This is a genomic window from Streptomyces sp. DH-12 (assembly GCF_002899455.1).
Taxonomy (GTDB): domain Bacteria; phylum Actinomycetota; class Actinomycetes; order Streptomycetales; family Streptomycetaceae; genus Streptomyces.
Genome location: NZ_PPFB01000001.1, coordinates 1,077,843 through 1,093,178, shown reverse-complemented (window position 1 = coordinate 1,093,178; position 15,336 = coordinate 1,077,843). Strand labels below are relative to the sequence as shown.

Below are 15,336 nucleotides of genomic sequence, written 5' to 3'. Positions count from 1 at the left end.
GGGCGTGTCACCCGGGCACGTCCACCCACACCCCGTCCTCCGCCGACCGCACCATCGCGTCCAGCACCGTGGCGCTGTGCACCGCGTCCGCGAGGGTGGCGCCGTACGGGACGCCCTCGGCGACCGACCGCAGGAAGCGGTACGCCTCGATCACCTTCAGGTCGTCGTAGCCCATGGCGTTGGCCGCGCCCGGCTGGAACGCGCCGAACTCGCCGTCGCCCGGGCCGACGTACACGGTGCTCACCGGCTGGTCCTGGTAGCCGGTGCCGCGGCTGACGCCCAGTTCGTTCATCCGGCGGAAGTCCCAGAACACCGCCCCCTCGGTGCCGTGCACCTCGAAGCCGTAGTTGTTCTGCTCGCCCACGGAGACCCGGCAGGCCTCCAGCACGCCCCGCGCGCCCGACGCGAACCGCAGCAGGCAGCTCACGTAGTCCTCGTTCTCCACCGGCCCCGGCTCGCCGCCGGCCGCACGGGAGTGGCCCGCGGTGGCGGCGGCCGGGCGGGCCCGCTCCGGGAGGAAGATCGCGGTGTCGGCGGTCAGGGACGCGATGTCGCCGAGCAGGAAGCGGGCCAGGTCGGCGCCGTGCGAGGCCAGGTCGCCCAACACCCCGCTGCCGCCGCGCTCCCGTTCGTAGCGCCAGGTCAGCGCGCCCTCGGGGTGAGCCGCGTAGTCGCTGAACAACCGGACGCGGGCATGCGTCACCGTGCCGATCCCGCCGGAGGCGATCAGCTCGCGGGCGGCCTCCACGGCGGGCGCGTTGCGGTAGTTGAAGCCGACGGCGCCCTGGACACCTGCCTCGGCGACCGCGTCCGCGACCGCCCGGGCGTCCTTGGCCGTCAGCCCGACCGGCTTCTCGATCCAGAGGTGCTTGCCGGCCTCGGCCATGGCGACGCCGATCTCCCGGTGCAGGAAGTTCGGCGCGGTGACGCTGACCGCGCGCACGCGCGGGTCGGCGGCCACGTCACGCCAGTCGCGGGTCGTCGACGCGAACCCGAACTGCGCGGCGGCCTCCTCCGCCCGCCCCGGCACCTCCTCGGCGACGGTGACCAGCTCCGGACGCAGCGGCAGCCCGGGGAAGTGGTGCGCCACCCGCGCGTACGCCTGGGTGTGCACCCGCCCCATCCAGCCGAATCCGACGACGGCGACGCCCAGCGCATCCACCATGACTGCCTCTCTCCGGCCGGGTCCTGTCCTGCCCGCCCACCTTCGGGCCCGCCCGCCTGTCCTGTCAACCATTTGACAGGACATTGGTGAGGGCTGCCTCCGTGGGGACCCGCCCACCCTCCCCTCCGCATACGGTAGGGTTGACCTGCGAGATCACGCGGTTCGCCGCGGGAGTCGCATCGGGACGTGGCGCAGCTTGGTAGCGCACTTGACTGGGGGTCAAGGGGTCGCAGGTTCAAATCCTGTCGTCCCGACGATGCGAGAGCAGGGGGCCCGCCGGGTGTCGGCGGGCCCCCTGACGCATGCCGGGGAAATGAACGCCGGACCACGGGTGTTCCCCGGGACGTGACCAGACGGCCGGGACCCCGCTCCCTCTCCGACGACGCCCTCTCCCAGATGCTCGCCGGCGGGCTGTTCGGCACGCTCGCCACGGTGAGACGCAGCGGCCACCCGCACTTGAGCACGATGGTCCACCACTGGGACCCCGACGCCCGCGTGCTGCGGTTCTCCACGACGGCCGGCCGTGTGAAGGTCGCCCACCTGCGCCGCGACCCGCATGCCGCCCTCCACGTCCAGGGCGGCGACGTCTGGTCGTTCGCCGTCGCCGAGGGCGAGACCGAACTGTCGGACGTCACGACGGTTCCCGGCGACGCGGTCGGCCGCGAACTGCTCGACGTCATGTCGCGCTTCGCCCGCCCGGACGACGAGGCCGCCTTCTTCCGGCAGATGGTCGACGAACGACGGCTGGTCATCCGTCTGAAGGTCACCCGGCTCTACGGGGCGGCCCTCGACGTCGACGGCCAGGACGAGTCCGCGGGCGGCTGACGCCCGCCGCGCGGGATCACGGGGAGTCCTGCGCCGGACCAGAGCCGTCTTCTAGGGTCGTCCGTATGACGACCGACACCGGGACCACCCCCGGCCTGCTCTTCGACGCCCTGCGGGCGGACGCCCTCACCAGCACGGAACAACTGCGCGAGCTGTACCCGGAGCCGAACGAGAACGCGGTCCGCAAGGAGACCGGCCACCTCACCGACGAGGCCCGGGCGCTGATCGGCTGCGCCTCCCTGGTGTTCGTCGGCAGCACGGACGCCGAGGGCCGGGCGGACGTGACCCCGCGGGGCGGCCCGCCCGGGTTCGTCTCGGTGCTGGACGAGCGGACGCTGGCGATCCCCGACGCGACGGGCAACAAGCGGCTCGACACCCTGCGGAACGTGGTGGAGACCGGACGCGTCGGCCTGCTCTTCGTCGTCCCCGGCCGCACGACCACGCTCCGCGTCAACGGCCGCGCCTGCGTCTCGGCCCGCCCGGAGCTCCTCGGCCGGCTCACCCCGGTGGGCAAGCCGCCGGTCTCGGCGATCGTGGTGCAGGTCGAACAGGCCTACCCGCACTGCCCCAAGTCGCTGATGCGCGGCAACGCCTGGCAGCCGGAACGCTGGGTGCCCGCCGACGCCCAGCCGAGCAGTGCCCAGGTGACGCTGGCCCAGCTCAGCCTGCCGGGTCTGACGGTCGAACAGATCGAGGAGACGGAGCGGGAGTCGCTGCGCACGCGCTACGAGTGAGCGCGGTCCCGTGCCGGGCGCCGGGCGCGGGGTCCGCCGACGGACCCCGTCATCCGTAGGGCCGCCACCGCCCGGCGCGCGAGCCCGAGCGCGATCCGGGCGCCGTCGCTTTGCGCGCGAGGCCGAGCGCGTCCCGGGGACCGCGCGTGTGGCGTGCGGGAGCGGCAGCGAGGCGACGGCCGTCGTCACGGTCACCCCGTACCGGTCGGCGTCACCGGCCCCGCCCTTTCGCGCCGCGACTCGTACGGCCGGCCCGGAGGCCCCGCGCCCCGCCCGCGGCCGAAGAACCCGCCGCCCGGCCTGTCCGTCACGCCACCGCCGCCCTCACGCCGCCCCGAACGCCGTGAAGGCCCACCCCGTGGCCCGGTGCAGGGCGTCCGGGGGGAGGGCCGCCCGGGCGTCGCGGAGGGCCTCCGGGAGGGGGAGGCCCGCGGCCAGGCCCTCGTGCAGGGCGAGCATCAGGGGGACGACCGCCGCGTCGTTGACGGGGGCGCTGCACGCCACCACGCCCGCCGTGCCCAACGGCAGCAACGCCGTGACCAGGCCGAGGAGTTCGTCCGCGCCGACCGTGGCGAAGCGGGCCGTGTCGCAGCAGGACAGGATGATGCGGTACGGACTGCGGCCGAGCCGTTCGAAGTCGTGCACGATCAGCGGGCCGTCCGCCATCCGCAGGGAGGAGAACATCGGGCCGTCCGTGCGGAACGCGCCGTGCGCCGCGATGTGCGCCAGCCCGGCCCCGTCCAGCTCCGCGAGCACCCGCGGCACCGTCGCGTCCCGGTGCTCCAGCACCGTCGCGCCGCCGTAACGGGCGGCCAGCCGGGTCACCTCCGCGCCGCCCGTGGCGAGACCCGGACCGCGCACCAGCACCTGGCGTCCGCCGCGCGGCGGACGTGTCTCCCGCGCCCGCAGCCAACTGCTCGCCGACGGCGACACGCTGACGACCCGTTCCCGCAGCGACGGCAGCAGCGCCCACGGCACCCGGTGCAGCCGCCCCGGCGGCACGATCACCACCGGTCCGTCGCCCAGGTGCGCCGCGGCGGGTCCCAGCAGCAGCTCCTCCAGCCGCCGGCCCGCCGCCTCCACCACCGGAAGCCGCGCCTGAGCCCCCGGATGGGCCAGCCGCCGCAGCCCCGCCTGCACATGCTCGGCCTCCGTCTCGGCCGCCGCCAGCGACCCCGCCTCGAACCGGCGCACCCGGCCCTGCCCGCACAGCAGCACCTGCACCCGCCCGTCGACCACCGCCAGCTCCACCAGCCGCACGCCGTCGCCCAGACGCTCCAGCAGACGGCCGGCGTCGAAACGGGTGTCGTCGCCGGACGCCTCGCCCCGCATGTGCAGGGTGCGGGAGCGGATCGCCCGCTCCAGGCGCCGCTGCTCCCGCTCCAGGGCCGGCACCGGCCTGCCCTCCATCCGGGCCTCCTCGGCGCGGGCCGCGATCTCCCGGTACGCGGTCATGTGGCTCAGCAGCTCCGGGTCGGCGGGCGGCCGGGTCGGCGGCGCGGACAGCGCGGTGGCCCGCCAGCGTTCGCTCCACACCAGCAGCCGCCGCGGCCCGCCCGACCGCAGGGCGGCCTGCTGCGCCAGCGCCGCCAGCTCCGCGCCCTGCGCGGTGGCCCGCGCCCGCAGCTCCGACGCGCCCAGCGTCATCCGGTGGTCGTCCAGCACGTCGAGCCCGCGCCGGCACGCCTCCAGCACGCCCCGCGTGGAACCGGCCGCCCGCGCGCGCAGCGCCTGCGCCGCCCAGCCCGTCATCCGCGCGAGCGGCGGCCCGCCGCGCCGGCTGCGCGCGGCCACCGCCATGTGCCGCTCCGCGTCCGCCGTCCGGCCCAGGTCCAGCGCGATGCGCCCGGCCAGCAGGAACGCCTCCGGGGCGGCCGGCGCGCCGAGTTCCGCCAGCCGCTCCGCCACGGCCGCCGCGTCCGCGACCAGCCTGCCCGACCTCTTCCCGGCCTCGTGCCGGGCCCCGATCAGCACCAGCCGGGCGTGAGCCTCCCACCAGGTGCGCCGCTGCCCCGCGAACAGCCGCACGGCGAGCCCCGCCCGCGCCATCGCAGTCCCCGGGTCGTCGGCCTGCCGGGCGGCCCGCGCGGCCGCCAGCAGCAGCTCCGCCTTGCGCGTCGACTGCCCGCCGATGGAGTCCAGTTCGGCGATCGCCGTGTCCGCCTCGGCCAGCGCCTCCGCCGCCAGACCGGCGGCCATCAGCACCTCGCAGCGCCGGATGCTCAGCATGAACGTCGGCGTGCCCAGCTTGGCGTACCGCTCCTCCGCCTCGTCCAGCAGCCGCAGCGCCGCCGGGACGTCACCGGAGCGGAAGGCGGCCAGCCCGCGGCTCTCCACCGCGTCCGCCTTGTCGTGCTCCTGGTCCGTGACCGCCCACAGGTCCTCCGCCGACGCGAAGTCGGCCTCCGCCCGCTCCACCGCGCCCAGCGCCAGATGCACCGTCGCCCGCAGCGTCAGCGCCCGCGCCGTCCAGATCACGTCCCCGGCCTGCCGCAGCACCGGAACGGCCCGCCGTACGTCCTCCAGGGCCTCCTTGTGATGGCCCAGCACCCACCACGCGTACGCCCGCCGGAACAGCACCCGGGCACGGGTGTGGCCGGTGCCGCGCCGCACGCCCCGGCCCAGGGCGTCCAGGCCCTGCCGGGTGCGCCCCGAGTGCACCAACGCGACCCCGAGGGTGGCGAGGACGTCCGCCTCCCGGTCCGCCGAGTCCGCCCGCGCCGCCCAGTCCCGCGCCCTGCGCAGATGACGCAGGGCGAGCCGGATGTCCCCGAAGTCCCGCTGCCAGATGCCGATCACCTGGTGGGCGACGGAGGCGTGCAGGGGCGCCGGGCGGTGGCGCAGCACGGACTCGGCCCGGGTCAGCGCCTCGTTCGGGGCGGCGAACACCAGCGGAAGGAGGTCCTGCACCGCGTCGCTTCCCGCTGTCACCTCCCCGATGGTAGTGGTCCGCGCCCACGCCTCACAGGTACGGCGTTGTATCAAGGGACGGCCCGGAGACTCTTCTTCACGACAGCTCCGCGGCTCCGGCCCCCGTCGCCCAGTGGAGGACACGCCATGCCACCCCAGCGCTTCCGTGAGCAGTTCCGGCAGATCCAGCGCTCCATGCCGGACGTCCCGCTGGCCGTGGGACCCGACGACACCGGGGAGTTCCTCTACGAGAAGGGCGTCGTCCTGGCCCGGGAGGGGGAGGAGGCGCAGGTCGTCGAGGACACCGTGCGCGGTCACTTCACCACGTTCGCCGCCGGCGTGCCGGACCGCGTGCGCCGCCTGGGCCCCGCGGCCAACCGCTCGGGCGTCGTCCGCATCCGGGTGTCCGACCCCGGCGAGGGCGACGCCGGCGGCGACCCGGCCGTCCAGGGCGCGTTGCGCGCGCTCGCCGCGGTGGAGGGCCGCGCCGGACGCCGCATGGTCAGCCGCAACCACGTGGTCCACATCGCAGTCAACGCCTGTCCGGGCGACGAGCCGGTGCCCGTGGCGCGCGACGCCCTGCCCAACCCGGGCGTGGCCGGGACCGACGGCGACCCGGCCGGGGACGCCGCGCGGGTCCTGGTCGTCGACACCGGGCTGACGCACGACTACCGCTCCTACCCGCCGCTCGCCCGCACCCGGGGGGACGCCCAGGTCGCCGAGTGCGACGACGACGGGATCCTCCAGCAGTACTGCGGCCACGGCACGTTCATCGCCGGACTGGTCGCCGCTGTCGCCCCGCACACCGACATCACCGTCAGCGGCGCCCTCAACGACGCGGGGGCGGTGCTGGAGCACGAGTTCGGCGAGAAGCTCTTCGACGCCGTCGACGCGGGCGGCTGGCCGGACGTCCTCAGCCTCTCCGCCGGCACGTCGAACGGCCGCACCGACGGCCTCCTCGGCGTCGACGCCTTCATGCGCGAACTGCGTGCACACCGCACCCTGTTGGTCGCCGCCGCGGGCAACAACGGCAGCGCCATGCCCTTCTGGCCCGCCGCCTACGCGGATCTGCCCGGTTACGAGGACGCCGTGCTGTCGGTCGGCGCGCTGCGCGCGGACGGTGAGTCCGACGCCTGCTTCAGCAACCACGGCGCCTGGGTGAAGGCGTACGCACCCGGCGAGCGGCTGGTCAGCGCCCTCACCGGCTTCGGGTCGCCCGTGCCGTACGTGTACCAGCACTCCACCTACGACGCCTGCCGCTACGGCTTCGACTACGCCTGCACCTGCCACCACCCGCGCCACACCGGCGTGCTGAGCGAGGACGACGGGTCCGCCAAGCCGGACCAGGTGATGTTCGAGGGGCTCGCCCAGTGGAGCGGCACCTCGTTCGCCACCCCCGTCGCGGTCGGCATGATCGCCTCCCACATGGCGGCGCGGGGAGAGCGTGACCCGCGCGCGGCCCGGCGGCAGCTGATGGACCGCGTCGACGCGTTCGTGGACGTGCGCGGGGCGCGCAAGCCCGCGCTGTTGCCGCCCACTTGGCGCCCCGTACGCGTCCCGGCGCCCACCGCGCGGCCATGATGGCCGGAACCATGCCCTCCACGGCGTACCATGACGTGCCGTACACGAGGGGTGGCACCGTGGAGCGTTCGGAAGTCGGCGCGTTGGTCCGGTCCGCTGTCGACGGCGACGCGGCGGCCTGGAAGGCGATCGTGGAAGGGCTCGGCCCGCTGGTCTGGTCCGTGGTGCGCGCGCACCGGCTCTCGGACGCCGACGCCCACGAGGTCTACCAGACCGTGTGGTTCCGCTTCACCCAGCACCTGGACCGCATCCGCGAGCCGGAGAAGGCGGGCTCCTGGCTGGCCAGCACCGCGCGCCACGAGTGCCTGAAGGTGCACCGCGACGCACGGCGGCTGGTCCTGACGGACGACCCGCGGCTGCTCGACACGGTCAGCGAGGACGGGGAGCCCGAACAGGCGCTGCTGGAGACGGAGGAGGCCGCCGCGCAGGGGGAGCGGGTGCGGCGGCTGTGGCAGGCGTTCGAGGAACTGGGCGAGCGGTGCAGGCAGTTGCTGCGGGTGCTGATCGCGTCGCCGCCGCCCAGTTATCAGGAGGTGTCCGCCGCGCTCGACATCGCGGTGGGCAGCATCGGACCGATGCGCCAGCGCTGTCTGCGCCGGCTGCGGGCCCGGCTGGAGACACGGGGGACGGCATGAGCGGCATGGGCGACGACATGGGCTACGACGACGGCGCGGGCTTCGACGACGGCCCTGGCGCCGACGAGGAACTGCTGGAGGAGGAGCTGCGGCAGGCCGCGGCCGTCCTGGACCCGGTGCCGGCGGCGCTGCTGCAGAGCGCCGTCGACGCGTTCGCGCTGCGCGACCTGGACGCGCGGGTCGCCGAGCTGACCTTCGACTCGCTCGTCGACGCGATTCCCGTGCGGGGCGCGGCGGCCGCCCCGCGCATGCTGACGTTCGGCGCGGGCAAGGTGACGCTGGACGTCGAGCTGACCGAGGAGGGCCTCATCGGCCAGGTCCTGCCGCCGGGCCCCGCCCGCATCGAGGTCCTGGACGGCCCCCGCCCGGCCGCCACGATCACCGCCGACGACATGGGCCGCTTCACCGCGGCCACGACCCCGTCCGGCCCGTTCGCCCTCCGTCTGCACACGGCCGGCGAGGTCGTCATGACGGAGTGGCTCCGCGCCTGACCGGCCTGCCGACGCGCCCCGGCCGCCTGGACGAGGCCGCCGGCGGCCTCGCGCCGTGCAGCCCGGGTCGACGCGGCCCCGGGCGGCGGGTGTCCTCAGGCGTCCCGTCCAGCGGCGTCCCGCCACATGGCGGGACGCCGCCTCACACCGCGTCGATCAGTGCCGCCAGCGCCGACGCCAGGCGGGGCAGGCCCTCGTGGGCGGGGCCGCCCGGTTCCGTCATGTAGGTGTCCCGGCGGATCTCCACCATCAGGGCCGACACCTCCGCCCGTGTGCCGTAGAAGTCCAGCGGTACGTACGTGCCGGCGAACGGGCTGTCCAGGCCCGTCTCCCCGCACGGCGCGAACGCCTCGCGGGCGGCGGTGAGGAGGGCGGGCGGGGTGTGGAAGGAGTCGGTGCCGAGGCACACCGCGGGGCGCGGCCCGTCGCCGTGGAGCTCGTACGGCAGCGGGGCGCTCGGGTAGGAGTGGACGTCGACGATCACGCACCGCCCGGTCGCCGCGAGCCGGTCCGCCACCGCCTCCGTCATCGCCCGCGCGTACGGGTGGAAGTACCGCTCGACCAGTGGTTCCGCGTCGAAGCCGCCGGGGCGCAGGACGTCCTGGTGCGTGGTCCGCGTGTAGACCGCGCCCATGCCGACCGCGAGCATCTCCTCCCGCTCGTCGGGGAACCGCTCCGGGTCCACGACCAGCCGCGACAGCCGGTTGACGAACCGCCACGGCGTGACCCCGGCCGCCCGGGCCGCCTCCTCGGCGATCGCCGCGGTGTGCGCGTCGGTGATGTGGTCCAGCTCCCGCTCCAGCGCGGGGTCGTCCAGGACGATCCCGGTCCGTACGTCCGCCGGTATCTCCCGCGCCGAGTGCGGCACGTGGAGGATCACCGGGGAGGCGGGATCGCCGGGAAGGAGGTCGAACGAGGGTGGCACGACGGTCATGCGCTGCTCCGAAGGTGCTGTCGGCGGTGTACGGCGATCAAGGTGCCACACGCCACTGACAACGGCCCCCGGGCCCGGCCCCGGGGCAGGGGAGACGGCTCCGCCCCGGCCGGGCGGGTCGCCGGCCGGGGCGGAGCGAGGGGGCGTCCGGGTCAGCTCAGGGACGCCAGCAGCTCGTTCCACGTGGTGGACGGGCGCATGACCGCGGAAGCCTTGGCCGGGTCGGGCTGGTAGTAGCCGCCGATCTCGGCCGGCTTGCCCTGGACGGCGTTCAGCTCCTCGACGATCTTCGCCTCGTTGGCCGCGAGGCTCTCCGCGAGCGGCGCGAACGCCTTCGCCAGGTCCGCGTCCTCGGTCTGCGCGGCCAGCTCCTGCGCCCAGTACAGGGACAGGTAGAAGTGGCTGCCGCGGTTGTCGATGCCGCCGAGACGACGGGTCGGGGACTTGTCCTCGTTGAGGAAGGTCGCCGTGGCGCGGTCGAGGGTGTCGGCGAGCACCTTGGCGCGCGCGTTGCCCGTGGTGGCCGCGTAGTGCTCCAGCGACGGCACCAGCGCGAAGAACTCACCGAGGGAGTCCCAGCGCAGGTAGTTCTCCTTGACCAGCTGCTGCACGTGCTTCGGCGCCGAGCCGCCCGCGCCCGTCTCGAACAGGCCGCCGCCCGCCATCAGCGGGACCACCGACAGCATCTTGGCGCTGGTGCCCAGCTCCAGGATCGGGAACAGGTCGGTCAGGTAGTCGCGCAGCACGTTGCCGGTGACCGAGATGGTGTTCTCGCCGCGGCGGATGCGCTCCACCGACAGCTTGGTCGCCTCGACCGGGGCGAGGATCCGGATGTCCAGGCCCTCGGTGTCGTGCTCCGGCAGGTACTGCTCGACCTTGGCGATCAGGTTGGCGTCGTGCGCGCGGGTCTCGTCCAGCCAGAAGACGGCCGGGTCGCCGGTGGCGCGGGCGCGGGTGACGGCCAGCTTCACCCAGTCGCGGATCGGCGCGTCCTTGGTCTGGCAGGCGCGGAAGATGTCACCGGCGGACACGGCCTGCTCGATGAGGACGTCGCCGTTCTGGTCGACCAGGCGGACGGTGCCGGTGACGGGGATCTCGAAGGTCTTGTCGTGGCTGCCGTACTCCTCGGCCTTCTGCGCCATCAGACCGACGTTCGGGACCGAGCCCATGGTGGAAGGGTCGTAGGCGCCGTTGGCGCGGCAGTCGTCGATCACGGCCTGGTAGACGCCGGCGTAGGAGGAGTCCGGGAGCACCGCGAGGGTGTCGGCCTCCTGGCCGTCGGGGCCCCACATGTGGCCGGAGGTGCGGATCATGGCCGGCATGGAGGCGTCGACGATGACGTCCGAGGGGACGTGCAGGTTGGTGATGCCCTTGTCGGAGTCGACCATCGCCAGGTCCGGGCCCTCGGCGAGCTCGGCGTCGAAGGACGCCTTGATCTCGGCGCCCTCGGGCAGGCTCTCCAGGCCCTTGTAGATGCCGCCCAGGCCGTCGTTCGGGGTGAGACCGGCGGCGGCGAGCTTGTCGCCGTACTGCGCGAAGGTCTTCGGGAAGAAGGCGCGCACCACGTGGCCGAAGATGATCGGGTCGGAGACCTTCATCATCGTGGCCTTCAGGTGCACGGAGAACAGCACGCCCTCCTGCTTGGCGCGGGCGACCTGCGCGGCGAGGAACTCGCGCAGCGCGGCGACGCGCATCACGGAGGCGTCGACGACCTCGCCCTTGAGGACGGGCACCGACTCGCGCAGCACGGTGGTGGAGCCGTCGTCGCCCTTGAGCTCGATGCGCAGCGCGCCGTCCTCGGCGATCACGACCGACTTCTCGGTGGAGCGGAAGTCGTCCTGGCCCATCGTGGCGACGTTGGTCCTGGACTCGGCCGTCCAGGCGCCCATGCGGTGCGGGTGGGCCTTGGCGTAGTTCTTCACCGAGGCGGGGGCGCGGCGGTCGGAGTTGCCCTCGCGCAGGACCGGGTTCACCGCCGAGCCCTTGACCTTGTCGTAGCGGGCCTGGATCTCCCGCTCCTCGTCGGTCTTCGGGTCGTCCGGGTAGTCGGGCAGCGCGTAGCCCTGGGCCTGCAGCTCGGCGACGGCGGCCTTGAGCTGCGGGATCGACGCCGAGATGTTCGGCAGCTTGATGATGTTGGCCGCGGGCGTCTTCGCCAGCTCACCGAGCTCGGCGAGGGCGTCCGGGATGCGCTGGTCCTCGGTGAGGTACTCCGGGAACACGGCGATGATGCGCCCGGCGAGCGAGATGTCCCGCGTCTCCACGGCGACACCCGCCTGGGAGGCGTACGCCTGGACCACCGGCAGGAAGGAATACGTCGCCAGGGCCGGGGCCTCGTCAGTGTGCGTATAGATGATGGTCGAGTCAGTCACCGGGTGCTCCGCTCCACGTCTGCAACATTGCTCGACATCAAGATATCTTGTGGCGGCTTCTGGCTCGACAGGGGTCCGCGCCGAATTCCGCGGGAGCGGCCCGCGGGCCCGCCTTCGTGCCCGCGGGCCCGGCGGGCCGCAGCGCCCTACGTCCGCCGCGGCCCGCCGCCGTCAGACCGGCCGGGCGGTGGTCATGTCGTCCGGGACCGCCGATCCGTCCCGCTGGGACGGGATCAGCACCGTGCCCTGCTGGAGGGCGACCGTCCGGGCGGGGGACGGGATGCGGATGCCCTCCTCGCGGTAGCGGCGGTGCAGCCGCTTGATGAACTCGTGCTTGATCCGGTACTGGTCGCTGAACTCGGCCACGCCCAGGATCACGGTGAACCCGATGCGCGAGTCGCCGAAGGTGTGGAACCGCACCGCCGGCTCGTGCTCCGGCACCGCCCCGGTGATCTCGGTCATCACGTCGGCGACGACCTCCTTCGTCACCCGCTCCACGTGCTCCAGGTCGCTGTCGTAGGACACGCCGACCTGGACCAGGATGGTGAGCTGCTGCTGGGGCCGCATGAAGTTGGTCATGTTCGTCTTGGCGAGCTGGCCGTTGGGGATGACCACCAGGTTGTTGGACAGCTCGCGGACGGTCGTCTGGCGCCAGTTGATGTCCTCGACGTAGCCCTCCTCGCCGCTGCTCAGGCGGATGTAGTCGCCCGGCTGCACGGTCTTGGAGGCGAGGATGTGGATGCCCGCGAAGAGGTTCGCGAGCGTGTCCTGGAGCGCCAGCGCGACCGCCAGACCGCCCACGCCGAGGGCGGTGAGCAGCGGGGCGATGGAGATGCCCAGCGTCTGCAGCCCGATCAGGAAACCGATCGAGAGGACCAGGATCCGGGTGATGTTCACGAAGATCGTCGCCGACCCGGCCACGCCGGACCGCGACTGGGTGACCGAGCGCACCAGGTCCGCCACGACCCGGGCGGCCGCCACGCTCGCGACGAGGATCACCCCCAGGGTCAGCACCTGGTTGACCGGGTGCTGCACGGCCCGGGTCAGCGGCAGCGCCGCCGCCGCGGAGGCCGCCCCGGCCGCGACGGCCGCCCACGGCGCGACCGTGCGCAGCGCGTCCACCAGGATGTCGTCACCGCGCCAGGCGGTGCGCTCGGCGTGCCGGGCCAGCCAGCGCAGGACCATGCGGAGCAGGAACGCCGCCAGGAAGCCGGCGGCGAGGGCGATTCCGGCGTGCACCAGATCGTCCACGGTGAGGGAGCGGGTCACCGCTCACCCCCCGCGCACCCCTGGGCCGACGGCCGTGTCTCCTGGGCCGAGGGCCGTATGTGAAGTCGTGTCACGTGATGTCACCTGCTCGAGGTATACGGGATCCACTGGTGCCGCACCCGCGTCGACCTGCGGTGGACACCGTCGCTCATCCTGCCGTATCCAGAAGGGCAGTTCGTACCACGTGGCGGGTCACCAGCGGTCCTGCGGCCGGTCTCACAACCCGTCGGACGGGTCGTGCCGGCCGGCCCGGACGCGAACCGGACCGCGCCCTCCGGACTCCCCGCCGACACCGCCGGCGCCGCCGCCCCGTGCCGGAGTCCGGCCGCCGTCCGCGAGCCGGGGCGGCCGCGTCCTTGACCTCGATCATGGTTGAGGTTCTAGCGTCGCCGTCATGAGCATGGAGACCACCGCATGGGCGCAGCTGCGCAGCGTCATGACCGCCGAGGACGAACGCCGGCCCGTCACCCGGGACACCCTGCGCCGGATCGGCGCCTTCGCCCGCCCGCACCGCCGCAAGCTGATCCTCTTCCTGCTGCTGGGCACGGCGACCGCGGCGCTCGCCGTGGCCACCCCCGTGCTCGCCGGACGCGTGGTCGACACCGTCGTGTCCGGCGGGGACCCGGACACGGTGGTGCGTCTGGCGCTGCTCATCGCGCTGATCGCGGTGGTGGAGGCGGCCCTCGGCGTGCTGGGCCGACGGCTGTCGGCGGCGCTCGGCGAGGACCTCATCCTGGGGCTGCGGACGGCCGTCTTCGACCATGTGCAGCGGATGCCGGTCGCGTTCTTCACCCGCACCCGTACCGGAGCGCTCGTCTCCCGTCTCAACAACGACGTCATCGGCGCCCAGCGGGCGTTCAGCACCACCCTGTCCACCGTGGTCGCCAACGTCGTCACCCTGGTGCTGACCCTCGGCGTGATGCTGACCCTGTCCTGGCAGATCACCCTTCTGGCGCTGGTGCTGCTGCCCGTGTTCGTGGTCCCGGCCCGCCGCATGGGCCGCCGTATGGCCGGCCTCCAACGCGAGGCCGCCGCCCTCAACGCGGCCATGGGGACGCGGATGACGGAGCGGTTCTCCGCACCCGGCGCCACCCTGGTGAAGCTGTTCGGGCGGCCGGAGGAGGAGTCCGAGGAGTTCGCGGTGCGGGCGCGGCGGGTCCGCGACATCGGCGTACGGACGGCCACCGCCCAGACGGTGTTCATCACCGCGCTCACCCTCGTCTCCGCCCTCGCCCTCGCCCTGGTCTACGGCCTCGGCGGCCGGCTCGCCCTGTCCGGCGCCCTCGACGCGGGCGCGGTGGTGGCGCTGGCGCTGCTGCTGACCCGGCTGTACGCGCCGCTGACCTCGCTGGCCGGGGCGCGGGTGGAGGCGATGAGCGCGCTGGTCAGCTTCGAGAGGGTCTTCGAGGTGCTGGACCTCGACCCGCTCATCCGGGAGAAGCCGGACGTCCGCGAGGTGCCCGAGGGGCCGGTCGCGGTGGAGTTCGACGACGTCCGCTTCGGCTATCCGTCCGCCGACAAGGTCTCCCTGGCCTCCCTGGAGGAGGTCGCCACCCTCGACACGCGCGGCGGCGAGGAGGTGCTGCACGGCATCTCCTTCCGCGCCGAACCCGGGCGGACCGTCGCCCTCGTCGGTTCCTCCGGCGCCGGCAAGTCGACCGTCGCGGCCCTGCTGCCGCGGCTGTACGACGTCGACTCGGGGGCGGTGCGGGTGGGCGGCGTCGACGTCCGCGAGCTGAGCGCGGCGTCGCTGCGGGACACGGTCGGGATGGTGACCCAGGACGGTCACCTCTTCCACGACACCGTCCGCGCCAACCTGCTGCTGGCCCGGCCGGACGCGGACGAGGCCGAGCTGTGGGACGCGTTGCGCCGGGCCCGCCTGGACGCGCTGGTGCGGGCGCTGCCCGACGGGCTGGACACGGTCGTGGGCGAGCGGGGGTACCGGCTCTCCGGCGGGGAGCGGCAGCGGATGACGATCGCGCGGCTGCTGCTGGCGCGGCAGCGGGTGGTCGTCCTCGACGAGGCGACCGCTCACCTGGACAACACCTCGGAGGCGGCGGTCCAGGAGGCGCTGGGGGAGGCGCTGGAGGGGAGGACGGCGGTGGTGATCGCCCACCGCCTGTCGACCGTGCGGGCGGCCGATCTCATCCTCGTGGTCGAGGGCGGGCGCGTGGCCGAGCGCGGGACGCACGAGGAGTTGCTGGCCGCGGGTGGGCGGTACGCGGAGCTGTACCGGACGCAGTTCGAGGGGGAGGCGGCGGTTGTGTGAGGTGGCGCGTGGGCGGGAGTGTGCGGGTGGGCGGGGCTGGTCGCGCAGTTCTCCGCGCCCCTTCGGGGGGTTCGCGCTGTGGGGATGGCGCGGGTGGGCGGGGGTTGAACGCGCAGTTCCCCGTGCCCCTTCGGGGGGCGCGGTGCCGCCG

Annotated in this window: 11 protein-coding genes and 1 tRNA gene; 7 read left to right on the top strand and 5 right to left on the bottom strand. The window is 74.1% G+C overall.

Annotated elements, in window-relative coordinates:
* Positions 1–7 precede the first annotated feature (7 nt).
* Positions 8–1,165: a Gfo/Idh/MocA family protein gene (locus C1708_RS03855; RefSeq protein ID WP_106411307.1), complete on the bottom strand. Its 1,158-nt coding sequence runs from the start codon at positions 1,163–1,165 to the stop codon at positions 8–10.
* A 180-nt stretch (positions 1,166–1,345) separates the two neighbouring features.
* On the opposite strand from C1708_RS03855, the gene C1708_RS03850 reads away from it, so the two are divergent.
* The 3 genes from C1708_RS03850 (at position 1,346) to C1708_RS03840 (ending at position 2,724) form a co-directional block, all read left to right on the top strand.
* Positions 1,346–1,419 (top strand) — tRNA-Pro (locus C1708_RS03850).
* Positions 1,420–1,510: 91 nt separating this feature from the next.
* Positions 1,511–1,990 (top strand): PPOX class F420-dependent oxidoreductase, encoded by a 480-nt coding sequence (locus tag C1708_RS03845; protein WP_106411306.1) that lies wholly within the window; start codon positions 1,511–1,513, stop codon positions 1,988–1,990.
* A 65-nt stretch (positions 1,991–2,055) separates the two neighbouring features.
* Positions 2,056–2,724: an MSMEG_1061 family FMN-dependent PPOX-type flavoprotein gene (locus C1708_RS03840; protein WP_106411305.1), complete on the top strand. Its 669-nt coding sequence runs from the start codon at positions 2,056–2,058 to the stop codon at positions 2,722–2,724.
* 324 nt (positions 2,725–3,048) lie between these two features.
* On the opposite strand, the gene C1708_RS03835 is transcribed toward C1708_RS03840, so the two are convergent.
* The gene (locus C1708_RS03835; protein ID WP_106411304.1) at positions 3,049–5,655 is read right to left on the bottom strand and encodes a CHAT domain-containing protein; all 2,607 of its coding nucleotides are present in this window, start codon (positions 5,653–5,655) and stop codon (positions 3,049–3,051) included.
* Positions 5,656–5,781: 126 nt separating this feature from the next.
* Between C1708_RS03835 and C1708_RS03830 the strand changes: the two genes are divergently transcribed.
* Genes C1708_RS03830 through C1708_RS03820 form a run of 3 tightly spaced genes read left to right on the top strand, consistent with a single transcriptional unit; the run spans position 5,782 to position 8,341 of the window.
* Positions 5,782–7,215 carry a S8/S53 family peptidase gene (locus tag C1708_RS03830; protein ID WP_106411303.1) on the top strand — a complete coding sequence of 478 codons (1,434 nt, stop codon included), beginning with the start codon at positions 5,782–5,784 and terminating at the stop codon, positions 7,213–7,215.
* A gap of 59 nt (positions 7,216–7,274) precedes the next feature.
* Entirely contained in the window at positions 7,275–7,850 is a 576-nt protein-coding gene (locus tag C1708_RS03825) for an RNA polymerase sigma factor (protein ID WP_106416139.1), read from the top strand.
* Positions 7,847–8,341: a hypothetical protein gene (locus C1708_RS03820; RefSeq protein ID WP_502696050.1), complete on the top strand. Its 495-nt coding sequence runs from the start codon at positions 7,847–7,849 to the stop codon at positions 8,339–8,341. Before C1708_RS03825 ends, C1708_RS03820 begins: the two co-directional genes overlap by 4 nt.
* 142 nt (positions 8,342–8,483) lie before the next feature.
* Here C1708_RS03820 and C1708_RS03815 read toward each other — a convergent pair whose 3' ends face one another.
* The 3 genes from C1708_RS03815 to C1708_RS03805 form a co-directional block, all read right to left on the bottom strand.
* A complete protein-coding gene (locus C1708_RS03815; RefSeq protein WP_106411301.1) occupies positions 8,484–9,275 on the bottom strand; it encodes an N-formylglutamate amidohydrolase in 792 nt (263 codons plus the stop codon).
* Between the two features lie 152 nt (positions 9,276–9,427).
* The gene (locus tag C1708_RS03810) at positions 9,428–11,647 is read right to left on the bottom strand and encodes an NADP-dependent isocitrate dehydrogenase (RefSeq protein WP_106411300.1); all 2,220 of its coding nucleotides are present in this window, start codon (positions 11,645–11,647) and stop codon (positions 9,428–9,430) included.
* Between the two features lie 171 nt (positions 11,648–11,818).
* On the bottom strand, positions 11,819–12,916 hold the full coding sequence (locus tag C1708_RS03805; protein WP_198602391.1) for a mechanosensitive ion channel family protein: 1,098 nt from the start codon (positions 12,914–12,916) through the stop codon (positions 11,819–11,821).
* A 394-nt stretch (positions 12,917–13,310) separates the two neighbouring features.
* On the opposite strand from C1708_RS03805, the gene C1708_RS03800 reads away from it, so the two are divergent.
* The gene (locus C1708_RS03800) at positions 13,311–15,185 is read left to right on the top strand and encodes an ABC transporter ATP-binding protein (RefSeq protein WP_198602390.1); all 1,875 of its coding nucleotides are present in this window, start codon (positions 13,311–13,313) and stop codon (positions 15,183–15,185) included.
* Positions 15,186–15,336 lie beyond the last annotated feature (151 nt).